Origin of the sequence: Bradyrhizobium sp. LMTR 3, from assembly GCF_001693485.1 — a bacterium.
GTDB lineage: Bacteria > Pseudomonadota > Alphaproteobacteria > Rhizobiales > Xanthobacteraceae > Bradyrhizobium.
The window spans coordinates 156,087-181,417 of record NZ_MAXC01000001.1; the positions used below are offsets into that span (position 1 = coordinate 156,087).

Here is a 25,331-nt window from a genome sequence, read left to right on the forward strand (position 1 = left end):
GGGGCCTTGCAACATCCAAACGGGGCGGTGAGTTCCAGCCATGCCGGCTTATTGCCGATCGTTTCGCGGGCATTTTCGCCCGGCAAACGATCAGTTTTCGGAAAAATAGCTCTGTAGCGTGCGGACCTCAAGGTCCCCGCCCAGATAGGCGCGGATGCCCTGGGCGGCCGCAACAGCACCCGAAAGAGTGGTGTAATACGGCACTTTATGCAAGAGGGCAGCCCGCCGCAGCGAACGGCTGTCGGCCAGCGCCTGCGGCCCTTCGGTGGTGTTGAAAACGAGCTGAATGTCGCCATTGGTGATGGCATCGACGATGTGCGGCCGCCCTTCCAGCACCTTGTTGACCTTCTCGGTCGGAATGCCCTTGTCGGCGAGGAAGCGCTGGGTGCCCGAGGTGCCCATCACCTTGAAGCCGAGCGAGTGCAGAAGCCGGACCGCCTCGGCGATACGGGTCTTGTCGGTCTCGCGCACCGAGACGAAGACGGTGCCCTTGCGCGGCACGCGGGTGCCGCCGCCGAGCTGGCTCTTGGCAAAGGCAATCTCGAACGAGCGGTCGATGCCCATCACCTCGCCGGTCGAGCGCATCTCCGGACCGAGCACGGTATCGACGCCGGGGAAGCGCGCGAAAGGGAAGACCGACTCTTTGACGCCGACATGGCCGAGCTGCTTCTTCTTCAGCTTGAAATCGGCGAGCTTCTCGCCGGCCATAATCCGTGCCGCGATCTTCGCCACCGGCGTACCGACGACCTTGGCGACGAACGGAACGGTGCGCGACGCCCGCGGATTGACCTCGAGCACGTAGATCTCGCCGTCCTTGATCGCATATTGCACGTTCATCAGCCCGACCACGTCGAGGCCGAGCGCGAGCTCGCGGGTTTGCCGCTCGAGCTCCTCGATCATCTTCGCATCCAGCGAATGCGGCGGCAGCGAACAGGCGGAATCGCCGGAGTGAATGCCGGCTTCCTCGATATGTTCCATGATGCCGACGATGAAGGTATCCTTGCCGTCGCAGAGGCAATCAACGTCGATCTCGGTAGCATCAGACAAATAGCGGTCGAACAGCAGCGGGTTCTTGCCGAGCACGGTATTGATCTGCCCGGTCTTGTCGTTGGGGTAGCGCGCCTTGACGTCGGCCGGCACCAGCTCGGGTAGCGTCCCGAGCAGATAATCGTTGAGCTGGGTTTCCTCGCGGATGATCTGCATCGCGCGGCCGCCCAGCACGTAGGACGGACGCACCACCAGCGGCAGGCCGAGATCGGCCGACACCAGCCGCGCCTGCTCGACCGAATAGGCGATACCGTTCTTAGGCTGCTTTAACTTCAGTTTGTCGAGAACGCGCTTGAAACGGTCGCGGTCCTCGGCGAGGTCGATGGCGTCGGGCGAGGTGCCGAGGATCGGCACGTCGGCGGCTTCCAGCGCGCGCGCCAACTTCAGTGGGGTCTGCCCGCCGAACTGCACGATCACGCCGTGCAGCGTGCCGTTCTGCCGCTCGGTGGCGACGATTTCCAGCACGTCCTCGGCAGTGAGCGGCTCGAAATACAGCCGGTCGGCGGTGTCGTAGTCGGTCGACACCGTCTCCGGATTGCAGTTGATCATGATGGTTTCATACCCGGCATCGTCGAGCGCGAAGCAGGCATGGCAGCAGCAATAGTCGAATTCGATGCCCTGGCCGATCCGGTTCGGGCCGCCGCCGAGAATGATGACCTTCTTGCGGTCGGAGGGCGCGCTCTCGTCGGCCAGCGCGCCCGCAAACGGCGCTTCATAGCTCGAATACATGTAGGCGGTGGGGGAGGCGAATTCGGCGGCGCAGGTGTCGATGCGCTTGAAAGCGGGGCGTACGCCGAGCGCGTGACGCTTCGCGGTGATCTCGGCTTCGGTGGACTCGGACAGTACGGCAAGCCGTGCGTCGGAAAAGCCCATCGCCTTCAGCATGCGCATGCCATAGCCGTTCGGCGGCAGGCCGTGCGTCCTGATCTTCGTTTCCATGTCGATGATGCCGCGCATCTCGGCGAGAAACCATGGATCGATCTTGCACGAATTGAAGATGTCTTCGTTCGACCAGCCGAGCCGCATCGCCTGCGCCACCTGCAGGATGCGGTTCGGCGTCGGCGTGCCCAACGCGGCGCGGATCGCGTTCTTGTCGTCGCCGCGCCCTAACCCCTCGATCTCGATCTCGTCGAGCCCGGTCAGTCCGGTCTCGAGCCCGCGCAACGCCTTCTGCAGGCTCTCCTGGAACGTGCGGCCGATCGCCATGACTTCGCCGACCGACTTCATCGAGGTCGTCAGCGTGATGGAGGCGCCGGGAAACTTTTCGAACGCAAAGCGGGGGACCTTGGTCACCACATAGTCGATGGTCGGCTCGAACGAGGCGGGCGTCGCGCCGCCGGTGATGTCGTTGGCAATTTCATCGAGCGTGTAGCCGACCGCGAGCTTGGCGGCGACTTTTGCGATCGGAAAGCCGGTGGCTTTTGATGCGAGCGCCGAGGAGCGTGACACGCGCGGATTCATCTCGATCACCACCATGCGGCCGTCATCGGGGTTGACGCCGAACTGCACGTTGGATCCGCCGGTCTCCACGCCGATTTCGCGCAGCACCGCGATCGAGGCGTCGCGCATGATCTGGTATTCTTTGTCGGTCAGCGTCAGCGCCGGCGCTACCGTGATGGAATCGCCGGTGTGCACGCCCATCGGATCGAGGTTCTCGATCGAGCAGACGATGATGCAATTGTCCTTCTTGTCGCGCACCACCTCCATCTCGAACTCTTTCCAGCCGAGCACGGATTCCTCGATCAGCACTTCGTTGGTCGGTGAGGCGTCGAGCCCGCGTTCGATGATGTCGAGGAATTCTTCCTTGTTGTAAGCGATACCGCCGCCGGTGCCGCCCATGGTGAAGGAGGGGCGGATGATTGCAGGGAGCCCGATTTCGGACAGCGCCATCAGCGCCTCGCCGAGCGCATGCTCCTGGTAACGCTTGCGGCGCTCGTTTTCGCCGATCGTCCATTGCCGTTCGAGCTCATCCAGCGCGTCGCCCGTTAGCTTCTCACGTTCGGCGAGGTATTTGTCGCGATAGGACTTTTTCAGCGCCGAGGCGTTGGCGAGCCGCGATTTCGGCGTCTGCAGGCCGATCTTCTCCATCGCGTTGCGGAAAAGCTGGCGGTCTTCGGCCTTGTCGATGGCGTCAGCGGTGGCGCCGATCATCTCGACATCGAATTTGTCGAGCGTGCCCTGACGGCGCAGCGACAGCGCACAGTTCAGCGCGGTCTGCCCGCCCATGGTCGGCAACAGCGCAAAGCCGCCGGGGATGACGTAGCGCTCCTTCTCGATGATCTTGGCGACGATTTCGGGCGTGATCGGCTCGATATAGGTCGCATCAGCCAATTCCGGGTCGGTCATGATGGTGGCCGGATTGGAATTGACGAGGACGATACGGTAGCCCTCTTCCTTCAGGGTCTTCACCGCCTGGGTGCCGGAATAATCGAATTCGCAGGCCTGGCCGATCACGATGGGACCCGCGCCGATGATCAGGATGGTGGAGATATCTGTTCTTTTGGGCATCAGCTCTCAGACTGGATTTTGGGCACAAAAAAAGGGCGCGCAGCCGCGCGTCCCCTAAGCCAAGAGCGCGGGTCACCCTCGCGCGCGGGTGGTCTTTAGACCAGATTCCGCACCCGCGAAACCCCCAAAAACCCCTCATCAACCGCGTTTTTTGGAGGAAGTTGCGATGATTGCCGAGGCCCGGCTTCGCCCTTTGGGCTACGCGGGGGGCCCAGTCCGTCTACGCTTTCGCTTTGCTCAAGCTACGCCGGACACGCTTTGCCCCGCCGGTCTCCGTCGTGGCTGCGCCACGCGTAGCCCGTCAGGGCGAAGCGTGGAGGCCCGGCCTGGATTTGAACCAGGATAAAGAGCATTGCACTGCTCCCGCGTCGACGCTTCCGCCACCGGGCCGAGGCAATCATTGCTCATCACGGCGCGGTGAACCATCCTTACCGCGCTTTAGGGTTAACAACCTCAACGCGCGTAGAACTCAATTACGTTGGAGCGCGTGCCGCGCGACGAACGTCATCCGCCACGGGTTGTGGCCGATGTTCTGATGCGCGCGGGAGGCGGTGAAGCCTGAGGCGGCGAGCTTTTCGATCATCTCGTCTTCGCTGTAGCGCTGCAGCCCGACGCGCGTGCGCAGTTGGCGGTAGTCCGACAGCGCCGTGCTCGCCAGGCCATAAAGCGCGTCTTTCAGGAAACCGTGCGCGGCGGCGAATTTCAAGAGCGCCAGCACGTCTTTGGCCATGCCGACCTCGGGGCGCAGGATGTCGCCGAGCACCAGGCGACCGTTAGGCTTCAACAACCGGCGAATGACGGCAAGCGCCGAATCCAACTCCCCTGGCGTCATGTATTGCGCGACCGAATTCATGACGACGAGATCGACCGAGCTTTCCGCCATTCGCGTGAGATCCTCAAGCGAGCGGACGCGGATCTTGGTGTTCGGTGCAAAACGCGCGATCAGCCGGCCGCGGACGCCGGGCGCCGGTTCGGCCAGATAGAGTTTTGCGCAGGCATCCGCCACCTTGGCAGCCGACAGCGCTTCGCCGCAGGCATAGTCCAGTACGACCGCGTCGGGCGAAGCGATATAGCCGATGATATCGCGCGCGATGACCTGGAAATGCAGGTCGCGATGCAGCCTGCTCGCATAAATCGTATGCGTGGAATCGTAGTAGTCGATCCATTCGTCCATCGCAGTCGGGTCCGGCAAAACTGGGGGTTCCGGTAACGGAACCGGTACCTAGGTGGGGCGTTGGACGGTCCGGCGCTCCCTGCCAATGCCGTCGTGCCCAATTCCTAACAGGAAGGTTCAACGTGAGCAAAACCAGTAAATCCGACAAGGTATCCGCCGACCTCGATACGCCGACCGACCTGCCGCCGGCCGCCGTGGACAAGATCTCGGCCTCGCTCAATACGCTGCTGGCGGACGCGTTCGCGCTCTATCTGAAGACCAAGAATTTCCACTGGCACGTCAGCGGCCGTCATTTCCGCGACTATCACCTCATGCTGGACGAGCAGTCGGAAGCGATCTTCGCCACCACCGACCAACTCGCTGAACGGGTCCGCAAACTTGGCGGCACCACGCTGCGCTCGATCGGGCAGGTCGCCAAGCTGCAGACCATCAAGGACAATAACGAGGACTACGTGCCGCCGCGCGAAATGCTGCGCGAGCTGATGGAAGACAACAAGCATGTGGCGGCGGCGATGCGCAAGGCGCACAAGCTCGCCGACGAGCACGAGGATTCCGGCACTGCGGGCCTGCTCGAGACTTTCATCGACGAGACCGAGCGCCGCACCTGGTTCCTGTTTGAGGCAAGCCGCCAGGAAGGCGCCAACGTGGCGTGAGCGGCTGGAGTAGGGCGGGTTAGCGGAAGCGTAACCCGCCATGTCCCCCACACAGGGCGGTGGATTGCGCCGCGCTAATTCACGCGCGCAAAGAATATGCGGTGCGCGATTCCGATAATCAATTTAAGCGGGCCTGCGCGAGAGCGCCTTTATGCTGCATAGCGGCCGGCGACTTGAATGTCCGGCGACATAAATACAACTTTAAAGAGCAAACTGTAAGTTTGGAATCCACCGATGCAGAGAATTGTCGAATTCCGTGACGTGGCAACGTCCGGCCGTCGTGTTGGCCCATCCGGCCAGCGGGCCGGCGATACGCCGGGCGCGCCATCGGCGCCGCCGTCGATCGAGCCGATCTATGCGGTAGTCGATTCATTGTCGCGCACCCTGGAATGCATCAGGGCGTTGTGCGCGACCGTTCCGAACGGGCCGATCCGCGACAGACTGGAGATCGAACGAACAAATCTCGTCATCGGGCTTTTTGTCGCGCGGATCGCGGCGATGCGGGTTTCGTCGAGCGAGCCGGTGCCGGAGGCTTTGTCCGAACCTAATGTCCCGATTGCCAGGCGCGGATGACGGCGCTCCGCTTCATCGCGTGCCACGCTTCCACAGCCGGACCAGCGGCCCGTCTTCGCCCTGCACCGGATCGGTCTTCGGCAGCTTCACTTCCGGGATCGTCTTCAGCGCCCTGGCGTGGTTCTCCGGCGTCGGGCGCGTGATCTGCATCGGTGGTCCCGGCGGATAGGCGCCGACCACGCAGAAATCGGGGCTGGCGAACACGCATTGATGCCCGGTGCCGGCGGGAAGGATCGCGACATCGCCGGGCGTGATTTCGAGCTCCTTGCCGCTGTGACCGCCGAAGCGGACGCGGGCCCGGCCGCGGGCGACGCCGAGCGCCTCATGTACCGTGGCGTGGTAGTGCACATAGTCGTAGACGCCGTTGCGCCACATCGCGCCCCAGCCATTGCCGCCGAACAGCGCCTCGATGGTCTTTTCCGGGTGATCGTTGGCGAGATAGACCACGCCCTTGTAAACCAGCAACGGCAGGGGATTGTTGGGCACGAGGCCGTCGTCCTCGAACACGAAGGTGAGCGGCTCGATATCGGCGCTGACGATGGACATGTTGGTCCTCCGATAATCGTAGATTCGTAGGGTGGGCAAAGGAGCGTTAGCGACGTGCCCACCACCGCTTGCGGCGTGCAAGATGGTGGGCACGCTTCCGCCTTCGCTCGTTGAGCTACGGCGGACAAGTCGCTTTGCCCACCCTACGATTTCTACAATTCAAAACCGCGCTCAGCGCTTCACGTTCCCCTCGGAATCTCGAAAACCAGACACGTCGTTGTCGCATGCGCGAGCAGGCGGCCGTTGGCGTCGGTGATCCGCGCCTCGGCGGTGGCGGCGCGGCGGCCGACATTGAGTGTCTTGCCCTCCGTGCGGACAGGGCCGGTATCCTTTGTCATGCCCTTGATGAAGGAGATCTTGAATTCCAGCGTGGTGTAGCCGGTGCCGGCGGGGAGGGCGGAATGCACCGCAAGGCCCATCGCGGAATCCAACAGGATCGCGGCATAGCCGCCATGCACCGAACCGATCGGATTGTAATGCCGGAAGCCGGGCACGCTGTAGAACACCACATGTCCCTTCTCGGCAGTGGAATCGAACGGCTCGACATTCTGCATGATCGGCGGGGAGGGCAGCTTGCCCTCGAACATGGCGCGCACGAAGTCGAGGCCGGACATCGAGGCCATGACGTGCGTCGGTGCCACGCCGTATTCGACATTGGCGGCGGCGGGTTTGTCCATTTCCGAGCTTTCGACACACAACTAAATCGTCATGCCCGGACTTGATCCGGGCATCCATCACTCTTCAAGAGAAGATGGATTGCCGGGTCCCGGCTAGGGCTAGGCTTCGCCGGGCACGCTAGTATCGGGCCGGCGTAGCTTTAGCGAAGCCGGCAAGCCCGGCAATGACGAATGTGGCTTACGCCCGCTTCTTCTCTCGCATCAGATCGGCAAACCGCTTGAACAGGTAATGCGAGTCGCGCGGCCCCGGCGAGGCTTCCGGGTGATACTGCACCGAGAATACCGGCTTGCCCTTGAGCTCGATGCCGCAATTGGAGCCGTCGAACAGCGAGATGTGGGTCTGCATCGCGCCCTCGGGCAGCGTAGCCTGGTCGACGGCAAAGCCGTGGTTCATCGAGGTAATCTCCACCTTGCCGGTGGTTTCGTCCTTGACCGGATGATTGGCGCCGTGATGGCCCTGATGCATCTTTTTGGTCTTGGCGCCGACGGCCAGGCCCAGCATCTGATGACCCAGGCAAATACCGAAAGTCGGCGTGCCGGACTGGATCACCTGCTGAATCACGGGCACCGCATATTTGCCGGTCGCGGCCGGGTCGCCCGGGCCGTTGGAAAGAAACACGCCGTCCGGCTTCATCGCCAGAATGTCTTCGGCGGAAGTCGTCGCCGGCACCACCGTGACCTTGCAGCCTTCACCGGCCAGGAGCCGCAAAATGTTGCGCTTGATGCCGTAGTCGATCGCGACCACGTTGAACTCAGGTTCGCTCTGCCGGCCAAAGCCGTTCTGCCAGGCCCACGGCGTCTCGTCCCAGGTAAAGCGCTGGCCCGACGTCACCATAGGCACCAGATCCATGCCTTCCAGGCCGGGCCATTCGCGCGCCTCTTCCTTCAGGCCGTGCAGGTCGAACACGCCGTTCTTGGCATGCGCAATCACCGCGTTCGGCATGCCCTTTGAGCGGATCAGCGCAGTCAGCGCCCTTGTATCGATGCCCGACAGCCCGATGATGCCGCGGGCGCGCAGCCATTGGTCGAGATGGCGGGTGGCGCGGTAGTTCGAGGGATCGGTGATGGCCGTGCGCAGGATAACGCCGCGCGCGCCCGGCGTCGCCGCCATGTTCACCGTCTCGATATCCTCGTCGTTGGTGCCGACATTGCCGATATGCGGGAAGGTGAAGGTGATGAGCTGCCCGGCATAGGAGGGATCGGTGAGGATCTCCTCATAACCGGTCATCGCGGTGTTGAAGCAGACTTCGCCGACGGCGTGGCCTTCCGCGCCGAGGCCAAAACCTTCCAGCACGGTACCGTCGGCAAGCACGAGGAGCGCGGTCGGTTTCAGGTCCGGCCAGGCTGAAGCATTTTCAGATGTTGTCATGAGCGCACTTCATAGTCGCAAGCACCCCCGCGCGTCAAAGCCGGAAGGCCAAGAAAAGCGCGGGATTCACATGCGTTTGCCGCATATTTGACAGCCGGTTCTATAGACTTGAGCCGGGTTTTCCGGTTTTTCACCAAATCCGGTCGAATCTGGAACCGGCAGGGCAATTCGACTGCCGATCCTGGTCGTTCCCGTCCTATATAGGTGGAATCGTTACATAACCCGGCATCTTTCCGGCGGCACCATTTTCAGTGAGGCACCCATGCTGCGCGACGACATCAACAATGCGGTCAAGGACGCCATGAGGGCAAAGGACGAGCGCAAGCTCTCCACGCTGCGCATGGTCAATTCGACCATCAAGAATGCCGACATCGACGCGCGCGGGCAGGGCAAGCCGCCGCTGTCGGACGCCGACGTGCTCGGCGTGCTGCAGAAGATGATCAAGCAGCGCCAGGAATCGGTCGAGCTCTACGACAAGGGCGGCCGCGCCGAGCTTGCCGCGCAGGAGCGCGAGGAGATCGCGGTGATTTCTGCCTATCTGCCGAAACAGATGTCGGACGATGAGGTGAAGGCCGCGATTTCGGCTGCCATCGCCGAGACCGGCGCCGCCGGCATGAAGGACATGGGCAAGGTGATCGGCGTGCTGCGTGCGAAGTTTGCCGGCCAGATGGATTTCGGCAAGGCGAGCGGCCTGGTGAAGGCGGCGCTATCAGGATAAATTTTTTACGCTCGGGAACCTTCGTGCTGATGAAACATCGTTTGAGTTCAAACTCGAAAGTGACGACGTAGCGCAACGAGAGCGGAGGAAGGCATGGCTGACCAGCAAGCTTCGCCCGCCGGTCCCGATCTCTCAAAGGGCATAGCCCCGTCCGAATTCGCAGGGGAGATGTTGCTCGGCCATGTCGGCGACGATGAAGTGCTGCTGGTGCGTTCGGGACCGGAAATTTTCGCGGTCGGTGCGCATTGCACCCATTATCACGGGCCGCTCGCCGAAGGCCTCGTGACCGGCGAGGGAATCCGCTGTCCCTGGCATCATGCCTGTTTCGACTTGCGCACCGGCGAAGCTACCCGGGCGCCGGCGCTCAGTCCGGTCGCGGTCTGGAAGGTCGAGCAGCAAGACGGTCGCATCTTCGTTCGGGAGAAGCGTGAGCAGCCCGAGCCGCAGGTGAAGGGCGCTGTCGATGCGCCCAGCCAAATCGTGATCATCGGCGGTGGCGCGGCAGGCTTTGCCGCCGCCGAGATGCTGCGGCGGCAGGATTATCGCGGCAGCATCGTGATGCTGAGCCATGAGGCGGCGGCACCGGTAGACCGGCCGAACCTGTCAAAAGACTATCTCGCCGGCAGCGCGCCGGAGGACTGGGTGCCGTTGCGGCCGGATGATTTCTACGCCGAGGCGAAGATCGACCTGCGGCTCAACACCGAGGTCACGTCAATCGATCCCAACGCGCGCCATGTCGTCACATCAGGCGGCGAGACCATTCCCTATGACCGCTTGCTGCTGGCGACCGGCGCGGAGCCGGTGCGCCTGCCGATACCGGGCGCGGATCAGCCACACGTCCACGTGCTGCGCTCGCTGGCCGATTCCCGCGCCATCATCGCATCGGCCGGCGGCGCGCGACGCGCGCTCGTGATCGGCGCGAGCTTTATCGGGCTCGAAGTCGCGGCGTCGTTACGCGCCAGAAATATCGAGGTCCATGTCGTCGGCCTGGAGCCGCGGCCGATGGAGCGCGTGCTGGGGCCCGCGATGGGCGACTTCGTTCGTGCCCTGCATGAGGAGCACGGCGTTATCTTTCATCTCGGCGACACCGTAACAGGGATCGACGGCAAACGCGCGACGCTGAAAAGCGGCGGCGCGATCGACGCCGATATCGTGGTGGTCGGCGTCGGCGTGCGTCCGCGCCTTGAATTGGCCGAGCAGGCCGGGCTGACGATCGATCGCGGCGTCACGGTCAATGCCTATCTGGAAACCAGCGTCCCCGGGATCTATGCCGCGGGCGATATTGCGCGCTGGCCCGATCCGCATTCCCTTGAGACCATTCGCGTCGAACATTGGGTGGTGGCCGAGCGTCAGGGCCAGACCGCCGCGCGAAACATGCTCGGGCAGCGCGAGCCGTTCCATGCGGTGCCGTTTTTCTGGAGCCAGCACTACGATGTGCCGATCAATTATGTCGGTTACGCCGAGAAATGGGACGAAATCACCGTCGACGGCGACATCCCCGGCAAGGATTGCCTGCTGCAGTACAAGCGCAACGGCCGCGTGCTCGCCGTCGCCTCGATCTACCGGGACCTCGCAAGCCTCGAGGCAGAGCTTGCGATGGAGAAGGCGCGGACGCCCTAAGTCAGGCCACAAAATGTAGCCCCACGTCATGCCCGGGCTTGTCCCGGGCATCCACGTCTTTAAAGTCGCGGTAAGCAACAAGAACGTTGATGGCCGGCAACAAGCCGGGCCATGACGGACGTTAGGGATGGGTCGCCCAACATGCTCACCGAAGCCTCCAGTTACGACGAGCTCTACCGCAACTTCCGCTGGGACATTCCCGCGCGCTTCAACATGGCGACTGCCTGCTGCGACCGACATGCGGATGGCTCCGGCCGTCTCGCGCTGATTTACGTCGACGCGGACGGCGCGACGACGCGCACCTCGTTCGACGAGGTCGCCGAGATGTCGCGCCGTTTTGCCAATGTGCTGAATGCCGATGGCCTGGTGCGCGGCGACCGCGTCGCGGTGTTTTTGTCGCAGTCGCTGGAACTGCCGATCGCGCATCTTGCGGCGTTTCGTTCAGGCTTGATCTCGATCCCGCTGTTCGCGCTGTTTGGCGAGGATGCGCTGGAATTCCGCCTGTCGAATTCCGGCGCCAGGGCCATCATTACCGACGAGGCTGGCTGGGAGAAGCTCACGAAAATTCGCGACCGGGTGCCTTATCTTCAGGATATCTACGTCACCACCAGTATCGCGCATGCCGGCGCAAAGCCGTTCTGGCCGGCGATCGAGGCGGCGGACGAAGTATTCCCCACCGTCGACACCGCAGCCGACGATCCCGCCTTGATCATCTACACTTCCGGCACCACAGGCAATCCGAAGGGCGCGCTGCACGCGCATCGTGTGGTGCTCGGGCATCTGCCGAATGTCGAGATGTGCCACAACTTCTTGCCGCGGCCTGGCGACCTGATGTGGACACCGGCCGACTGGGCCTGGATCGGCGGGCTGATCAACGGCCTGCTGGCGTTCTGGTATCACGGCATTCCGCTGGTCGGCCATCGCGCGCGCAAATTCGAGCCGCAGGCAGCGATGGCGATGATGGCGGACTTAGGCATCCGCAACACGTTCCTGCCGCCGACCGCGCTGAAATTGATGCGGCAGGCCGGCGTGAAAAATTCCGGCGTAAAGCTGCGCAGCATATTTACCGGCGGTGAATCGCTCGGCGGCGAATTGCTCGGCTGGGTGCGCGAAACCTTCGGCATCGACGCGCATGAGGTGTTCGGCCAGACCGAATGCAACCTCGTGATCGGCAGCAATTCGAACCTGTTTCCGATCCGCCCCGGCTCGATGGGCAAGGCGACACCAGGCTTCGACGTTCGCATCGTCAACGATCGCGGTGAGGAATTGCAAAGGGGTGAGCGCGGCATCATCGGTGTGCGCCAGCCGTGCCCCTGCACCATGCTCGAATATTGGAAGAATCCGGAAGCGACCGCGAAGAAATATGCTGGCGAATTCTTGCTGACGGGCGATCTCGGCGTGCAGGACGAGGACGGCTATTTCTGGTACGTCAGCCGCGAGGACGACGTGATTACCACGGCGGGCTATCGCGTCGGCCCGTCGGAAATCGAGCACACGCTGATGAAGCACCCGGCGGTGGCGATGTCGGCGGTGGTCGGCATTCCCGATCCGATCCGCACCGAATCCATCAAGGCCTGGATCGTGCTGCGCCCGGGCTTTGCCGCGAGCGATGCGCTGGCGCGCGAAATCCAGGAGTTCGTGAAAGTGCAGCTCGCCGCCCACGAATACCCGCGCTTCGTGCAGTTCGCCGACACGCTGCCGATGACCGCAACGGGCAAGGTGCTGCGGCGGGAATTGCGGGCGCTGGGATGATTTCGGCTTCGAGGGACGAATGAAAAAAGCTGCCAAGCGCGCCGCGGGCCTGCATCGCGCCTCGCTCACGAAGCTCCACGATTTGGACGCTGCGCTCGAGCTCATGTATTACGGCTGGCGCGGCATGACGCTCACGGCCGACCAGTATCTCGCGGCGCTCGGCCTGTCGCGCCCGCATCATCGCATTCTCTACGTTGTGGCACGACAGCCCGACATCTCGATCGGTGCGTTGATCGACGTGCTCGGCATTTCCAAGCAGGCCGTTAATCGACCGCTCAGCCTATTGCTGGAGCGTAAGCTCCTGATATCGCAGCGGTCGCCCGAGCAACATCGCTCCAAATTGCTGCGTCTGACTCCGGAAGGGCAACGAATCGAACAGCGGGCGTCGGGTTATGAGCGCAAGGTGTTGCGCGCAGCATTTGACCGTGTCGGTCCGCCCGGCGCTGCTGCCTGGATGGCTGTCATGGGTGCCATTGCCGACAACAACTGACGCCTATCAGGTCAACGTAGTTGACTTGAGAATTGTCCCGTGTCATCTCTTCATGGCCGTTGCACGGAGAAGAGGGCGCGAGCATGAGCGAACAGCCAATGGACCGGGCGGCGGTGGCACGCTTTGTCGAGACGTGGTGTGCGAACTGGTGCAAGGTCGACATCGATGCGGTCGTTTCGCACTTTGCCGAGAACGCGGAGATGCGCAGCCCCCTAGCACTCAAACTGACGGAATCGCCGGTGGTCGCGGGCGCCGAGAACATTCGTTCGTATTGGCGGAAGGCGTATGGCCACATCGCGAGCGCGGACCTGAGAATTTTGAGCTGGAGCTGGGACGATACGATCGCGCGCCTGACGGTGTGGTGGCAACTGGGCGACACCCGCGCCAGCGAGTTCATGGATTTTGACGCTGCCGGCCGCGTGGTGCGCAGCGAGGCGTTCTACGGAAAGTAGCCATGCGATTTCCGGATTTCGTCCTGCTTTTCAATGCGCTCTGGTTCGGCGGCGCCTTCATCCAATTCAGCATCGCCCAGGGCAACACGCTGAAGATACTGGTGCCGCGCGAGGAGCGCGGAAATCCGATCGCGCCGACCTTGTCGGCCAGCGTTGCGTTTCTCGGTGGCATCAATCTGCCCATCGGCCTGCTGTCGCTCTATCTGTTGGTCGCCCGGCCGGCCTTCTTTCAGGCGATCGAAGCGCAGCTCGCGTTGTTCCTGTTCTTCGCCGCGTGTCACTTCAGCCAGTTTGCCTACAACCTTCCGGTCCTCATGCGCGGGGGACGCGTCGGGGTGGCTTATTGGCCGGTGCTGAGGGGGCCGATGCTCAGGATTTTCGTCATCGATGCCACGCTGTTCGTGGCCAATACGGTCGTGGCGATGGTGTTGGGGTCGTGACGGCGAGTCCGTTCATTTCGTCGTCCCTGCGAACGCAGGGACCCATAACCACCAGCGGAAGTTGTTTGTACGCCGGCCGTTATCTGTCTTTTCCAGCAACAAAGGCCGCGCAGTATGGATCTCTGCGTTCGCAGGGACGACGGTGAGGATAAACCGTCAACTCGCCTTCAGGACCGAACGCAGCATCGATGCCAGATCGTGCCGACGGTAGGGCTTGTTCAAAATCCGTACGTCGCGGCCGGCCCCATCGATCGCCTCGACGGGATGTTCGCTATGGCCGGAAGTCAGGAGGATCTTCAACTGAGGCCGCAGGCGGGCTGCTTGCTTCGCAAGCTCGGTTCCGAACATGCCGCCGGGCATCACGACATCCGTGAACAGGAGATGGATGTTGTTCGGGCCGCGCAATATTTCGAGCGCCGCGCGCGCGTTGGGCGTGACGATGACGCGATAGCCGAGCGCCTTCAATTCGCCTTCGACATAGCGGCGCACCATGTCGTCGTCCTCGACGACGAGAATGGTCTCGCTGCCGATGGGCGCGGCCGGCTGACCAGTGGATGGCGCGGCGGTCGTCTGAATTGTCCCAACGCGGGGGAAGAACAGCTTGACTGCGGTGCCGTGCCCCGGTTCGGAGCGTATCTGCATCGACCCGCCGGATTGCTGCGCGAATCCGTAGACCATGCTCAGGCCGAGACCCGTGCCTTTGCCCACCTCCTTGGTGGTGAAGAACGGCTCGAAGGCGCGGCTGGCGACTTCGGCCGTCATGCCGGTGCCGGTGTCCGTCACGGCGATCATGACATAATCGCCGGGACGCGCCTCGCCGTTGACGTCCGCGTCGGATTCACCGAGTGACGTATTTTGCACCTCGACCGTCAGCTTGCCGCCTGATGGCATGGCGTCGCGCGCATTCAGCACCAGATTGAGCAGGGCCGACGCCAGTTGGCCGGGATCGACACTGGCCTGCCACAGGTCTTGATCGAGCCGGAATTCACATTCGATATGCTCTCCGAGCGTCCGGCGCAGCAACTGCTCCATGCCGACGATCTTCCGGCCGATATCGATGTGTTTCGGCATCAAGGGCTGCTTGCGCGCGAACGCGAGCAGGCTGCGCGTCAGGTCCGAGCCGCGTTCGGCGGCGGTCGCGATGCTCTCGGCGATCTTCTGCAATTCCTTGTGTGTCGCAAGCTTCTCGGCAAGGTGCTCCGCATTGCCGAGAATGACGGTCAACAGGTTGTTGAAATCATGCGCCACGCCGCCGGTGAGCTGACCCATCGCCTCCATTTTCTGGGATTGGGTGAGTTTCTGGTTGAGCTCGTCGATGGCGGCGCGCTGATGCTGGAGTGATTCAGCGGTGCCGTTGAGCAATGTCATCAGCCCGCCGAGCTCGCCGCGCGGATGGGGTGGAGCAATCCGCGCGCTCAGATTGCCACCTCCGAGCTTCGTCGCCATCGCAGCCAGGCGTCCGACCTGACGGCCGATGCTCATCGTCGCCAGAACCCATACGCCTGCGAGCAACAGCAGCGACGCCACTGCAAGCATCGCCAGGTCCTCGTAGAGGCGGCGATTGGCTGCGGCCACCAGACCGTCCTTGGCGCGCCCGACCATAAGGTAAAGTCCGGCATCGCGCACCGAGGGGGAGCGCGCGGCGGTCCAGACATGGGTTCGGCCGTCCCGCCCGGTCACTTCGCGAAACGGCTCATGATTCGGCGAGGTCGCAAACCGGAACAGCTCCGAAGTCGCGATCGATGTGCCGGGCGATTCGGTCCAGTCCTTGCCCTCGGGCGCGACGAGGATCGTACCTTTTCTGTCGACGAGCAGAATCTGACTGTCGTTCGACAGCCGCTTGTCGTGATCATCGGCGAACTTCTTCAGATTGAACGAGGCGAGCAGGATGAATTTCAGCTCTGCCGTTTCCGAGCGGACGGGATAGGCGATCTGTAACACGGAGGTCCCCGTCAACCGACCGAACACCGGCTGGAGTGTGACGGTGCCGTGCGCAACCAACGCCTGCTTGAAATATTCGCGATCCCTGAGATCGAGCGTCCGGTCGGTTCGCAACGAGTCGCAGAACAGGCTGCCGTCCGGATTGATGGTCAAGATACCGGTGTACCGCGGATACTCTTCGCGCACGGCGGACAGGAAGGCGGAGCAAGCCGCCTTGTCGCGCGTATCGAGATCGCGGGCGCGGGCGAGACCGTAGTGAAGCTGGGCCGTGCCCTGAATTTTCTCGTCGAGATCGCCTAGGATGTCGTTGGCGGTTGCCGACAGGCTGGCGCGTGCGGCGTCGATTTCGCCTGCGCGATTCTGGACGAAGCGCAGTCCCACAAGGATGGCCGGCACCAGCATCGCGGCGATAACCAGTATCAATAGCCGTGTGCGCAGGCTCATCGGTGCGTCGTTCCGCGCTCAGATCAGCGGTTCGTGGTGCGATAGAATAACGTTGAATTTGCGTGCGAGGTAGCCGCCTTAGACTCGTGCTGGAATATCCCTTAGGTGGGCCTAAGTCCACTTGCGGAGAGCAGTACCCCCGGTCACCGTCGTCCCTGCGAACGCAGGGACCCATAACCACTGGCGGCAATAGTTTGCACGCCAGTAGTTCCAACTTTCCAACAACAACGGCCGCGGAGTATGGGTCCCTGCGTTCGCAGGGACGACGAAAAACTGAGCCTACGGCGTCCCGATCCCCAGTTCCTTCAGTGCGGCCAGCATCCGCTCCGGCGGCTGCATCTTGATTGTCAGCGCGTTGCCAGTCTCCAGCAGGCTCTTCAGGCTCGACAGGATTGCGGGCCAGCCGGTACGTCCGCCGGACAGGATGTCGTCGCTGATCTCCCGGTCATGCGATTGCAGCATCGTCAGTTTGACTACATCGCCGGCCTGCTCGATCTCGTAGGTGACGAGCGTTGGCCCGAGCTTTTCGAGCAGCGCTGGCCAGTTGACGTTGAAGGTGACGGTGAGCTTCCTCAGCGGCTCGCACTCGATCACCTCGCCCGAGATATGCAGGGCGCCGTCCGGCGTTCGCATGATGAAGGCACCGCCGACCCTGAGATCGACCTCGACCGCCTGGCCGGAGAAATACTGCCTGGAAAATTCCGCTTGCGTCAGCGCCTCCCACACCTTCTCCGGCGTCGAGGCGATGTAGATGGTGTAGACAATGGCAGGCTTGAAGTTCTTGATGTTCATGACACACCCTCGATGTCGAGCGCGGAAACTGGAATTTCCAGCGCGGTGCCGGATTCCAAGAGGCTCTTGAGGCTGGACATAATGGCCGGCCATCCCTTGGAGATGCCGTCCAACAGCTTGCGGCCCTCTGCAAAACCTTCATGCGTGAGCGTCAGCTTCACGAGACTGCCGTGCTGCTCGATGTTGAACACGACCTTCGAAGGCTTCTCGTTGCGATATGCCTCATTGGCCTCATGCTTGAAGGTGTAGGAGAGCCGCCGCGGCCGATCGGCCTCGAGAATCTCCCCGGTATCGGTCGTGGTGCCGTTCATGACCAGTGCCAGCGGCGAGCCAACCTTCCAGTCGGATTTCAGTTCCGTGCCGAACCAGTAGCGCTTGGAGAACTCGCTGGACGTCAGTGCCTCCCACAATTTCTCCGGCGTGGTCTCGATATAGGTGACGTAGACGAATTCCGGCTTACTCATCACGCTTCTCCAACTGTCGTTTCAACTCGCTAAGCGCTGCGAGTTTCCCGCGCTCGAATTTCTTGATCCAGCGTTCGCCGATCTGATGGATCGGAACCGGATTGAGATAGTGCAGCTTCTCGCGGCCATGCCTCAGTGTCGTGACGAGGTTGGCCGCCTCGAGAATCCCAAGGTGCTTGGTGACGGCCTGCCGCGTCATGTCGAGGCCGTCGCAAAGTTCGTTCAGCGTCTGTCCGTTTTTGGCGTGAAGCCTGTCCAACAAAGAGCGCCGTGACGCATCGGCAAGCGCTTTGAAGACCTCATCCATAACGGAGATGATAGGCAACCAAAAGGTTGCATGTCAAGGGCGTGTTTTGGGCGCAGCCCAAGGCTGTGTTACCGTGGCGGTAGCCAACGCAGATTGGTTTTGAACAGTCGGGGTGGAACATGAGTGGTCGCCTCAAACTCGCAGCCTCTTTCGCGATCTGTTTCCTCGCATCGTCAGGCATCGCTTTCGCGCAGCAACAAGTCATTGGCGCGCCGCCTGAAGCGCTCAACATGAAGCTGGTCGGAACCAGCGACCTGCAGGCGCGCAGCGCCTATCAGCCCACCATCCATCATCAGGGCGACCGCTGGATCGCCTATATCGGCCATCACGGCGGCAGCGACGAAGTTCCGGCGCCGGTCAATCCGCATACCGGCAAGGCCGAACCGAACGGCACGTCGATCGTCGACGTCACCGATCCCTCACAGCCGAAATATTTGCGGCACCTGCCGGGTCAGGAGGGCAAGTATGAAGGCGGCGGCGCGCAGATGGTGCGAATTTGCGACGGCAAGGCGCTGCCGAAGGGCGATCGCAACGCGGTCTATATGCTGCGCACCTTCGGCGGCAAGGCGCATGAAATCTGGAACGTCGCCGATCCCACTGGTCCCGTATTGATCACGCGGATTGCGGGATTGAAGGACACGCACAAGAGCTGGTGGGAATGCGACACCGGCATTGCCTTCCTGGTCTCGGGCGCGCCGGACTGGCGCACGCGCCGCATGACGCAAGTCTATGATCTCTCCGATCCCGCGCATCCGCAAAAGATCCGCGATTTCGGTCTGCCCGGTCAGGAGCCGGGCTCGACCGGTGCGGTGCCGACCGAATTGCACGGGCCGATCTCGACGGGACCTTCCGGCAACCGGGTCTATTTCGGCTACGGCACCAACAAGGGCGGGATTTTGCAGATCGTCGATCGCGAGAAACTGCTCAACGGACCCAAAGAGCCAACCCCGGACAATCTGCGTTCGCCGGAAATTGCGCGGCTGACCATGTCGCCGTTCATCGGCGCGCATACGACGTTTCCGATGCCGGGCATGCCGATTGCGGAATTCGCGCGCGACAAGGACGGCAAGACCCGCGACATCGTGATGATCGTCAATGAGTCGATCCTGAACGAATGCAACGAGCCGCGGCAGATGGTGTGGTTCGCCGACATCACCGTCGAGAAGGCGCCGATGATGATTTCGAGCTACACGGTGCCGGAAGCGAGCGGGACATTCTGCGAGCGGGGCGGGCGGTTCGGCGCGCATTCTTCCAACGAGAGCATGGCACAGGTCTTCTACAAGAAGATGGCTTTCATCTCGTTCTTCAATGCCGGCGTCCGCGCGCTCGACATTCGCGATCCCTATCATCCCAGGGAAGTCGGCTATTTCATCCCGTCGATCACGGCGGCGACCGACAAGCGCTGCGTCAAGATCGACGGCAAGGATCGCTGCAAGGTCGCGATCCAGACCAACAATGTCGAAACCGACGCGCGCGGCTACATCTACATCGTCGATCGCGCCAATACCGGCCTGCACATCCTGGAACTGACCGGCCCGGCGCGCGCCGTCGCCGGCCTGCCGTGAGGGACGGTAATGCGTCGATGGCCGGTCATCGTTGTTGCGGCCGCGGCGCTCGGTGCGTTGTCGTGCGCCGTGGCCTACCAGCACATCGTGCCGCGCCAAGATGAACAGCAAGGCGAACAGGACGGCGAACCGAAAGGCTCGTGGCAGGAGATCGCCTGGTCGTTCCCGCGCGACGGCTGGCCCGCAGGACGCGCCTTTCGTTGCCGCGGCGCGTCGTGTGGCGATGGCATAGAGGTATACGTTCGGCCGAAAATCGGCTTCTGCAACTGCGACCGCGGCGTTGCGGACGACGACGAAGTCGACCGCGTCGCCGATCTCGACCTGCTCAGCGAGCACTTTACGCCGATCGAGGCGGGCGATGTGATCAGTGTCGCCGATATGCCGGGACGTAGCCGCGCCTATGATCTCGAAATGACCGGCGGCACGCGGCATGCCGCCATCGGAATCGCGGTGTCGCGCCGCTGCGACCTGCTGGTCGCAGTCGCGCATGGCAAGGGCGACGCGATGAGCGTGCGGCGGGGGGCGCTGGCGTTGCTTGGCGAAACTGAAATGACGCGGTGGATGATGGCCGCGATGGAGGGACGGTAGCGCCGCTCGTTCTTGTCCCCGTGAAGGAGAGGGAGCAGAACCGCGGCTTCCATCTGTCGCCCCAGCATGCATAATGACGTAACCGCTCTCCCACCGAGTTCTCCCCATGTCCCTTCAGGTCTATCTCGCCTTTGTCGCCGCCTGCATTGCGCTCGCGCTGTTGCCGGGTCCCGTCGTCACGCTGCTGATCGCGAACGGCCTGAGGCACGGCACCCGCGCGGCGTTGATCAATTGCGCCGGTGCTCAAACCGGCCTCGCCATCGTGATCGGCATCGTTGCGGTCGGGCTGACGTCGCTGATGGCGACGATGGGCTACTGGTTCGACTGGGTGCGCTTTGCCGGCGCCGCCTATCTGATATGGCTGGGCATCAAGCTGATCTGGCAGCCGGCGGAAGGCGTCAACGCCGACGAGCCGCCACCGCCGCCGCGCGGCGGATTTTTCCTGCAGGGCCTGCTGGTGCTGCTCTCCAATCCGAAGGTGCTGGTGTTCTTCGGCGCGTTCATTCCGCAGTTCATGGACATGGAGAAGGACCACTTCCCGCAGGTGGCGGTGCTCGGCGTCACCTTCATGGTGATCGCGGCATCGACCGACGCGGTCTACGCGCTGCTGGCCGGACGCGCGCGAATGTTCTTCTCCAAGCAGCGGACGCGGCTGGTGTCGCGCGTTTCCGGCGGCTTCATGATCGGCGGCGGCATCTGGCTGGCACTGACGCGGGCGCGGTAAGCTTGCGGTCCGTGAGATGTAGCTAATTTAGTCCCGATCGGCCGCGAGCTGGTGCCGCAAGGGAACGCGACCTTCGCCTTGGCGAGACGCGATCAATTGCTGCCTGCGCAATATCTCCTCGATCTCTCCAAGTATCCGCGCCAGCCGCTCCGCCCAGGCCTTCTCGCCGGCGGGATCCGAAATCAAATCCTGACGGATTTCGATCCCCGTATTCATCAGCCCGCGCGCCTCGCCATGCACGGGGATCGTGTAGTCGGTCTCGTCGCTGACTGCATAAGGCTCGTTGTCGCCGACCACCAGATCGCCCTCGGCGCGCAACGCTTGCAGCAAGCGCGGCGGCAGATGCTTGTCGCGGTGGTAGAGCGTGCCGATATGCCAGGGCCGTGCGATCCCGGCATAGACCGGCGTGAAACTGTGCAGCGACACCAGCACCGTCGGCATGGCAGCGCTGCCGCGCTGGTCGATGATCTCGTCGATGCGCCGGTGGTAGGGATCGAAGATCTGCGCCCGCCGTATCGCGGCGGCCTCGCGCGAAATGCCTTCATTGGCAGGAATCGTGGTCGCCTCGCTGATGCGCGGGATCGAGCTTGCGACGTGCGGCGGGCGGTTGCAGTCGATCACGAGCCGTGAGTAGCGCTGCACGATCAGATGGGCATCGAGATGTTTTGAGAGCGCTTCGGCGACGCCGGCAATGCCGATGTCCCAGGCGATATGGCGTGTCAGTTCGCTCCCGGGCAGGCCGAGGTCGCCGAGCACGCGCGGAATGAGTCTTCCATAGTGATCGCACGTGAGCAGAAACGGCGAGCGGCCTGCGGTGTTGTATTCGTGGACCGGAGGAACATCCTCGGCGCTGAGGAGCAAAGCGGGGCCGGCGTCGTCGTTCAACGTAGTTCCCTTGGAAAGCTTGCCGTTGGATGAGACGTATCAGAATCGATGATCGTTGACGATGCCGCTCCGGATGCTTCCCCACAAGGCAGTTTCGGCAACAGGCGCCCCGCGGATTGCATCGCTTCGCGCGCAATGACATAGAAAATCCATGATTTCAGATCGACTGTCCGTCTACGGCACGCTGATGCGCGGCTTCGACCATCCGATGGCGCAGCTATTGTCGCGCAGTGCGGATTTTTTGGGCACGGCCACCTGCCGTGGCCGGCTCTATCTCATCAAGCATTATCCGGGGCTGGTGCTGTCGGATGACGCCAACGACGTCGTGTTCGGCGAACTCTATCGTTTGCGCGATCGCGACGCGTTGCTGGCCGAGTTCGACATGTATGAGGCCTGCGGCGCCGGCTTTCCGGAACCGACCGAATACATCCGCCGCATGCTGCCGTTGTCGCTGGAAGACGGCACCGCCGGCGAGGCGTGGACCTATGTCTACAACTGGCCGGTCACCAGCCTTCCGCGCATCGCCTCGGGAAAATTTCTGGAGCAGTGACATCCGCCGTGTCCCGGACGCGGTGCAGCGTGTAACGCTGAGCCGCAGAGCCGGGACCCAAGCCGCAAGCATAGGCCCCGGCTTAGCAGCGCATCACTGTCGTGCTGCGCAGCATCCGGGGCACGAGCATCACCCCGCATCCAACCGCTCACGCTCGACGCGGATATCCACCTCGCGCTCGACATATTTCCATTCCTCGGTCGCGCGCAGCATGGCGACCAGCTCCTCGAACTCATCCGCATGCGCGGGCGCGTATTCGAACCAGGTCAGGAAGTCGAAGGGCTCGCCGAGGTCGCGGCTGTGATAGAGCTGGCGGGCGATCGCCGGCAGGTATTTCAGGCTGTCGGCGATGTGATGGGATCTATCTTCAAAGATCTGCCGCCGCTCCTCCTGCGTCAGCTCCCACCACGCCGCCGATTTCTTGATCGGGATCAGCGCCGCAAAGGTTGCCTCAGGTCGGCCGATCTCGGCCCGCACGGCGTCGAGCTGCGTCTTCTCGGCGCGCTCGGTATAGCGCAGATGGCTGGCGAAGCCGGCGAGCCGCCACGAGGTCGGCGAGGGCAGGATCGGCAATGCGATCGACAGGGAATGCACAACCGACAACGAAGGCGTCGGCGAAAGCGCTGCGCCCTTGACCGGCGCAAACCGCGTCACCCGCCACGCCCCGCTCCTGCCACCCCGAAACACCGTGAACATGCGGGACATGGAAGCGCGGAACCGGCGGGGATTCAAGCTGCATCCGTCGTTCCGGGGCGCGCGCAGCGCGAGCCCGGAATCCATCAGGCCGCGTAATCCGCGGTGAAGCGGATTCCGGGCTCGTCCTTCGGACGTCCCGGAATGACCGATGGACCTGTGAATAGCGGCGAGAAATCCGGCCGACTTCGCCTTTTAGCGGTCCGGCCCTATATCCATGGTCGGTTGGCACGGCCCTGCGATTCGGCAAAAACTCCACCCATGCGCTTCACGCCCCAATTTCTCGATGAACTGCGCGCCCGGCTTCTGGTTTCGGAAGTCGTGGGCCGGCGCGTCAAGCTGAAGAGGGCGGGGCGGGAGTTTAAGGGGCTGTCGCCGTTCCAGCAGGAGAAGACGCCCTCTTTCACGGTCAACGACCAGAAGCAGTTTTATCACTGCTTCTCGACCGGAAAGCACGGCAACATTTTCGACTTCGTCATGGAGACGGAAGGCGTCTCGTTTCCGGAGGCTGTCGAGCGCCTCGCCGCCATGGCCGGCCTGCCACTGCCGGCGGCAACGCCAGATGCCGCGCGCCACGAGCAGCGCCGCAAGACGCTGCATGACGTGATGGAACTCGCGGCAAAATTCTTTGCCGATACGCTGGCCTCGCGCCACGGCGCCAAGGCGCGCGGCTATCTCGCCGACCGCGGCATTTCGCCGGCGACGCAATTGCAGTTTCGCCTCGGCTATGCCCCGGGCGAGCGCTTTGCGCTGAAGGAGCATCTGGGCGCGCAGGGCATTTCGACCGAGGACATGGTGGAAGCGGGGCTGCTCGTCGGCGGCGACGATATTCCCGTTCCTTACGACCGCTTCCGCGACCGCGTGATGTTTCCGATCGCCGACGCCAGAGGCCGCGTCATCGCCTTCGGCGGCCGCGCGCTGGAAAAGGACGTTCCGGCAAAGTATTTGAACTCGCCGGAAACCCCGCTGTTTCACAAGGGCGACAATCTCTACAACCTTGGTCCCGCGCGACAGGCGGCGCATGACGGCTCGCCGCTGATCGTGGTCGAAGGCTATGTAGATGTCATCGCCATGGTCACCGCAGGCTTTGCTGGTGCGGTGGCGCCGCTCGGCACCGCGCTCACCGAAAACCAGCTCGCGCTGCTCTGGAAGATGGCGGACGAGCCGATCCTCTGTTTTGACGGCGATCGCGCCGGGCAAAAAGCAGCGTACCGCGCTGCCGACCTCGCGCTGCCCAATCTCGCGCCCGGCAAAAGCCTGCGCTTCGCGCTGCTGCCGGAGGGGCAGGACCCCGATGACCTCGCCCGCACCGGCGGCCGGGTTGCGATCGAGGAGGTGATCGGTGCCGCGCGCGGGCTCGCCGATATGATCTGGTCGCGCGAGATCGAGGGCGGCACGTTTGCGACTCCCGAACGGCGCGCCGCGCTGGAAGCGCGTATCAACGAACTCAGTAACGGCATCCGCGACGAGGTCGTGCGCCGCTATTACCGCCAGGATCTCGCCGAGCGCCTGCAGCGCACCTTTGCGCCCGATGCCGGCCGCGGCGGTTACGGCCGGGGTAGTTTCCGGACCGGCCGCCCCGAATCACCCCGCGCGTTTGCCCCGCGCGGGGCGGGCCCCGCCGGCCGATTCGCCCCCCGCGGCGGCCGCCCGCCGGGGATAGCTTCAGGAATCGCCTCCGGCCCCTACCAGGCGGCGAGCCCCCAGCTTGCGACCAGCCCGATCATGCGCGGCCAGCGCAGCGCCATGTCCCGCCGCGAAGCCTTGATCCTGCAATCCCTGATTAACCACCCTTGGCTGCTGCACGATCATCTGGAGGAGGTGGCTATGCTGGAACTGGCGCATCCCGAGGCCACCAAGCTCCGCGCCGGTATTATTACGGCCTTCGCCAACGACCATCATCATTCTCCCGACGTCGCGGAGCAGGCCGAGAAAATGCGCGCTGATCTCGAAGCGCGTGGATTAGGCGAGGTTCTTCAACGGGTTGAGCGGGCGATCACGACGGTGGCGGTGTGGGCCGCGAGGCCCGGCGCGGCGCGCGAGGACGTTTTGGCCACTTGGCAGCAACTCGTTGTCTTGCATCAGAAAACGCACGCCCTACTTAGGGAGAAGAAAGATGCCGAACTGGCATTGGCCGAGGAAACCAGCGAGGCCAATCTGGCATGGCTGAAGGATGTCGGCGCCCGGCTGGACTCCCTCGACGGCACCGAGGCCCTGATTGAGGGTTTTGGCGAGCTTTCGGGCCGGTTCCGCAAAAGCGTTTGACGTTTAAAAAATGATGCGGACGGCCTTGGCCGGGCCCGCGAAAAGACTCGCCAAATCCATGATTTGGCGGCAAAAACAGGGTTAAGCAAAGCTT

The 25,331-nt window shown here is 63.0% G+C and carries 24 protein-coding genes and 1 tRNA gene; 13 read left to right on the forward strand and 12 right to left on the reverse strand.

The window, feature by feature from the left end; all coding sequences use genetic code 11:
* Positions 1–90 precede the first annotated feature (90 nt).
* The 3 genes from carB to LMTR3_RS00765 form a co-directional block, all read right to left on the reverse strand.
* Positions 91–3,555 carry a carbamoyl-phosphate synthase large subunit gene (carB, locus tag LMTR3_RS00755; protein ID WP_065743190.1) on the reverse strand — a complete coding sequence of 1,155 codons (3,465 nt, stop codon included), beginning with the start codon at positions 3,553–3,555 and terminating at the stop codon, positions 91–93.
* A gap of 314 nt (positions 3,556–3,869) precedes the next feature.
* Positions 3,870–3,945, reverse strand: a tRNA-OTHER gene (locus LMTR3_RS00760).
* Between the two features lie 79 nt (positions 3,946–4,024).
* Positions 4,025–4,729: a class I SAM-dependent methyltransferase gene (locus LMTR3_RS00765; RefSeq protein WP_065743191.1), complete on the reverse strand. Its 705-nt coding sequence runs from the start codon at positions 4,727–4,729 to the stop codon at positions 4,025–4,027.
* A 122-nt stretch (positions 4,730–4,851) separates the two neighbouring features.
* On the opposite strand from LMTR3_RS00765, the gene LMTR3_RS00770 reads away from it, so the two are divergent.
* Together LMTR3_RS00770 and LMTR3_RS00775 are read left to right on the forward strand one after the other, a co-directional pair.
* Positions 4,852–5,382 (forward strand): Dps family protein, encoded by a 531-nt coding sequence (locus LMTR3_RS00770; protein ID WP_065743192.1) that lies wholly within the window; start codon positions 4,852–4,854, stop codon positions 5,380–5,382.
* A gap of 234 nt (positions 5,383–5,616) precedes the next feature.
* A complete protein-coding gene (locus LMTR3_RS00775) occupies positions 5,617–5,955 on the forward strand; it encodes a hypothetical protein (RefSeq protein ID WP_065743193.1) in 339 nt (112 codons plus the stop codon).
* Between the two features lie 12 nt (positions 5,956–5,967).
* On the opposite strand, the gene LMTR3_RS00780 is transcribed toward LMTR3_RS00775, so the two are convergent.
* The 3 genes from LMTR3_RS00780 to carA form a co-directional block, all read right to left on the reverse strand.
* Positions 5,968–6,501 (reverse strand): hypothetical protein, encoded by a 534-nt coding sequence (locus LMTR3_RS00780; protein WP_065743194.1) that lies wholly within the window; start codon positions 6,499–6,501, stop codon positions 5,968–5,970.
* Positions 6,502–6,680: 179 nt separating this feature from the next.
* Complete coding sequence (locus LMTR3_RS00785) at positions 6,681–7,178, reverse strand: PaaI family thioesterase (protein ID WP_065743195.1); 498 nt, start codon at positions 7,176–7,178, stop codon at positions 6,681–6,683.
* A 178-nt stretch (positions 7,179–7,356) separates the two neighbouring features.
* Positions 7,357–8,547 carry a glutamine-hydrolyzing carbamoyl-phosphate synthase small subunit gene (gene carA / locus LMTR3_RS00790; RefSeq protein WP_065743196.1) on the reverse strand — a complete coding sequence of 397 codons (1,191 nt, stop codon included), beginning with the start codon at positions 8,545–8,547 and terminating at the stop codon, positions 7,357–7,359.
* A 262-nt stretch (positions 8,548–8,809) separates the two neighbouring features.
* Between carA and LMTR3_RS00795 the strand changes: the two genes are divergently transcribed.
* From LMTR3_RS00795 to LMTR3_RS00820, 6 genes are all read left to right on the forward strand, one after another.
* The gene (locus LMTR3_RS00795; RefSeq protein ID WP_065743197.1) at positions 8,810–9,265 is read left to right on the forward strand and encodes a GatB/YqeY domain-containing protein; all 456 of its coding nucleotides are present in this window, start codon (positions 8,810–8,812) and stop codon (positions 9,263–9,265) included.
* 93 nt (positions 9,266–9,358) lie between these two features.
* A complete protein-coding gene (locus LMTR3_RS00800) occupies positions 9,359–10,885 on the forward strand; it encodes an FAD-dependent oxidoreductase (protein ID WP_065743198.1) in 1,527 nt (508 codons plus the stop codon).
* 141 nt (positions 10,886–11,026) lie between these two features.
* Positions 11,027–12,637 carry an acyl-CoA synthetase gene (locus LMTR3_RS00805; RefSeq protein ID WP_065743199.1) on the forward strand — a complete coding sequence of 537 codons (1,611 nt, stop codon included), beginning with the start codon at positions 11,027–11,029 and terminating at the stop codon, positions 12,635–12,637.
* A 19-nt stretch (positions 12,638–12,656) separates the two neighbouring features.
* Complete coding sequence (locus LMTR3_RS00810) at positions 12,657–13,127, forward strand: MarR family winged helix-turn-helix transcriptional regulator (RefSeq protein ID WP_065743200.1); 471 nt, start codon at positions 12,657–12,659, stop codon at positions 13,125–13,127.
* 83 nt (positions 13,128–13,210) lie between these two features.
* Positions 13,211–13,579: a Cif family virulence factor gene (locus tag LMTR3_RS00815; protein WP_065743336.1), complete on the forward strand. Its 369-nt coding sequence runs from the start codon at positions 13,211–13,213 to the stop codon at positions 13,577–13,579.
* Between the two features lie 2 nt (positions 13,580–13,581).
* Complete coding sequence (locus tag LMTR3_RS00820; protein WP_065743201.1) at positions 13,582–14,019, forward strand: hypothetical protein; 438 nt, start codon at positions 13,582–13,584, stop codon at positions 14,017–14,019.
* 156 nt (positions 14,020–14,175) lie between these two features.
* Here LMTR3_RS00820 and LMTR3_RS00825 read toward each other — a convergent pair whose 3' ends face one another.
* From LMTR3_RS00825 to LMTR3_RS00840, 4 genes are all read right to left on the reverse strand, one after another.
* On the reverse strand, positions 14,176–16,404 hold the full coding sequence (locus LMTR3_RS00825; RefSeq protein ID WP_065743202.1) for an ATP-binding protein: 2,229 nt from the start codon (positions 16,402–16,404) through the stop codon (positions 14,176–14,178).
* A gap of 279 nt (positions 16,405–16,683) precedes the next feature.
* A complete protein-coding gene (locus tag LMTR3_RS00830) occupies positions 16,684–17,196 on the reverse strand; it encodes an SRPBCC family protein (RefSeq protein ID WP_065743203.1) in 513 nt (170 codons plus the stop codon).
* Entirely contained in the window at positions 17,193–17,660 is a 468-nt protein-coding gene (locus LMTR3_RS00835) for an SRPBCC family protein (protein ID WP_065743204.1), read from the reverse strand. The genes LMTR3_RS00830 and LMTR3_RS00835 overlap by 4 nt, the downstream gene beginning before the upstream one ends.
* The gene (locus LMTR3_RS00840) at positions 17,653–17,967 is read right to left on the reverse strand and encodes an ArsR/SmtB family transcription factor (protein WP_065743205.1); all 315 of its coding nucleotides are present in this window, start codon (positions 17,965–17,967) and stop codon (positions 17,653–17,655) included. Before LMTR3_RS00840 ends, LMTR3_RS00835 begins: the two co-directional genes overlap by 8 nt.
* Positions 17,968–18,086: 119 nt before the next feature.
* Between LMTR3_RS00840 and LMTR3_RS00845 the strand changes: the two genes are divergently transcribed.
* The 3 genes from LMTR3_RS00845 to LMTR3_RS00855 all read left to right on the forward strand — a co-directional run bounded on the left by LMTR3_RS00845 (position 18,087) and on the right by LMTR3_RS00855 (position 20,844).
* Positions 18,087–19,532 carry an LVIVD repeat-containing protein gene (locus LMTR3_RS00845; RefSeq protein WP_065743206.1) on the forward strand — a complete coding sequence of 482 codons (1,446 nt, stop codon included), beginning with the start codon at positions 18,087–18,089 and terminating at the stop codon, positions 19,530–19,532.
* A gap of 9 nt (positions 19,533–19,541) precedes the next feature.
* On the forward strand, positions 19,542–20,120 hold the full coding sequence (locus LMTR3_RS00850; protein ID WP_065743207.1) for a hypothetical protein: 579 nt from the start codon (positions 19,542–19,544) through the stop codon (positions 20,118–20,120).
* 106 nt (positions 20,121–20,226) lie between these two features.
* Positions 20,227–20,844, forward strand: a complete 618-nt coding sequence (locus tag LMTR3_RS00855) for a LysE family translocator (protein WP_065743208.1) — start codon at positions 20,227–20,229, stop codon at positions 20,842–20,844.
* 27 nt (positions 20,845–20,871) lie between these two features.
* Here the strand turns inward: LMTR3_RS00855 and LMTR3_RS00860 are convergent, their stop codons facing one another.
* Positions 20,872–21,729, reverse strand: a complete 858-nt coding sequence (locus LMTR3_RS00860) for an N-formylglutamate amidohydrolase (protein WP_084029306.1) — start codon at positions 21,727–21,729, stop codon at positions 20,872–20,874.
* Between the two features lie 151 nt (positions 21,730–21,880).
* Here LMTR3_RS00860 and LMTR3_RS00865 point away from each other — a divergent pair, with 151 nt between their 5' ends.
* Positions 21,881–22,279, forward strand: a complete 399-nt coding sequence (locus LMTR3_RS00865; RefSeq protein ID WP_065743209.1) for a gamma-glutamylcyclotransferase family protein — start codon at positions 21,881–21,883, stop codon at positions 22,277–22,279.
* Positions 22,280–22,408: 129 nt separating this feature from the next.
* Here LMTR3_RS00865 and LMTR3_RS00870 read toward each other — a convergent pair whose 3' ends face one another.
* Positions 22,409–22,975, reverse strand: a complete 567-nt coding sequence (locus LMTR3_RS00870; protein WP_065743337.1) for a chlorite dismutase family protein — start codon at positions 22,973–22,975, stop codon at positions 22,409–22,411.
* Between the two features lie 258 nt (positions 22,976–23,233).
* Between LMTR3_RS00870 and dnaG the strand changes: the two genes are divergently transcribed.
* Positions 23,234–25,237, forward strand: coding sequence for a DNA primase (dnaG, locus tag LMTR3_RS00875; RefSeq protein ID WP_065743210.1), 2,004 nt, complete (start codon positions 23,234–23,236; stop codon positions 25,235–25,237).
* The last annotated feature ends 94 nt before the right edge of the window (positions 25,238–25,331 follow it).

What these genes read in the sequence shown, in the direction of transcription:
- LMTR3_RS00850 (WP_065743207.1), top strand. Translation starts at nt 19,542, where the DNA reads ATGCGTCGATGGCCGGTCATCGTTGTTGCGGCCGCGGCGCTCGGTGCG.
- LMTR3_RS00775 (WP_065743193.1), top strand. Translation starts at nt 5,617, where the DNA reads ATGCAGAGAATTGTCGAATTCCGTGACGTGGCAACGTCCGGCCGTCGT.
- LMTR3_RS00765 (WP_065743191.1), bottom strand. Translation starts at nt 4,729, where the DNA reads ATGGACGAATGGATCGACTACTACGATTCCACGCATACGATTTATGCG.
- LMTR3_RS00830 (WP_065743203.1), bottom strand. Translation starts at nt 17,196, where the DNA reads ATGAACATCAAGAACTTCAAGCCTGCCATTGTCTACACCATCTACATC.
- LMTR3_RS00805 (WP_065743199.1), top strand. Translation starts at nt 11,027, where the DNA reads ATGCTCACCGAAGCCTCCAGTTACGACGAGCTCTACCGCAACTTCCGC.
- LMTR3_RS00815 (WP_065743336.1), top strand. Translation starts at nt 13,211, where the DNA reads ATGAGCGAACAGCCAATGGACCGGGCGGCGGTGGCACGCTTTGTCGAG.
- LMTR3_RS00780 (WP_065743194.1), bottom strand. Translation starts at nt 6,501, where the DNA reads ATGTCCATCGTCAGCGCCGATATCGAGCCGCTCACCTTCGTGTTCGAG.
- LMTR3_RS00870 (WP_065743337.1), bottom strand. Translation starts at nt 22,975, where the DNA reads ATGTTCACGGTGTTTCGGGGTGGCAGGAGCGGGGCGTGGCGGGTGACG.
- LMTR3_RS00835 (WP_065743204.1), bottom strand. Translation starts at nt 17,660, where the DNA reads ATGAGTAAGCCGGAATTCGTCTACGTCACCTATATCGAGACCACGCCG.
- LMTR3_RS00825 (WP_065743202.1), bottom strand. Translation starts at nt 16,404, where the DNA reads ATGAGCCTGCGCACACGGCTATTGATACTGGTTATCGCCGCGATGCTG.
- LMTR3_RS00865 (WP_065743209.1), top strand. Translation starts at nt 21,881, where the DNA reads ATGATTTCAGATCGACTGTCCGTCTACGGCACGCTGATGCGCGGCTTC.
- LMTR3_RS00820 (WP_065743201.1), top strand. Translation starts at nt 13,582, where the DNA reads ATGCGATTTCCGGATTTCGTCCTGCTTTTCAATGCGCTCTGGTTCGGC.
- LMTR3_RS00855 (WP_065743208.1), top strand. Translation starts at nt 20,227, where the DNA reads ATGTCCCTTCAGGTCTATCTCGCCTTTGTCGCCGCCTGCATTGCGCTC.
- LMTR3_RS00800 (WP_065743198.1), top strand. Translation starts at nt 9,359, where the DNA reads ATGGCTGACCAGCAAGCTTCGCCCGCCGGTCCCGATCTCTCAAAGGGC.
- LMTR3_RS00785 (WP_065743195.1), bottom strand. Translation starts at nt 7,178, where the DNA reads ATGGACAAACCCGCCGCCGCCAATGTCGAATACGGCGTGGCACCGACG.
- dnaG (WP_065743210.1), top strand. Translation starts at nt 23,234, where the DNA reads ATGCGCTTCACGCCCCAATTTCTCGATGAACTGCGCGCCCGGCTTCTG.
- LMTR3_RS00840 (WP_065743205.1), bottom strand. Translation starts at nt 17,967, where the DNA reads ATGGATGAGGTCTTCAAAGCGCTTGCCGATGCGTCACGGCGCTCTTTG.
- LMTR3_RS00845 (WP_065743206.1), top strand. Translation starts at nt 18,087, where the DNA reads ATGAGTGGTCGCCTCAAACTCGCAGCCTCTTTCGCGATCTGTTTCCTC.
- carB (WP_065743190.1), bottom strand. Translation starts at nt 3,555, where the DNA reads ATGCCCAAAAGAACAGATATCTCCACCATCCTGATCATCGGCGCGGGT.
- LMTR3_RS00795 (WP_065743197.1), top strand. Translation starts at nt 8,810, where the DNA reads ATGCTGCGCGACGACATCAACAATGCGGTCAAGGACGCCATGAGGGCA.
- carA (WP_065743196.1), bottom strand. Translation starts at nt 8,547, where the DNA reads ATGACAACATCTGAAAATGCTTCAGCCTGGCCGGACCTGAAACCGACC.
- LMTR3_RS00810 (WP_065743200.1), top strand. Translation starts at nt 12,657, where the DNA reads ATGAAAAAAGCTGCCAAGCGCGCCGCGGGCCTGCATCGCGCCTCGCTC.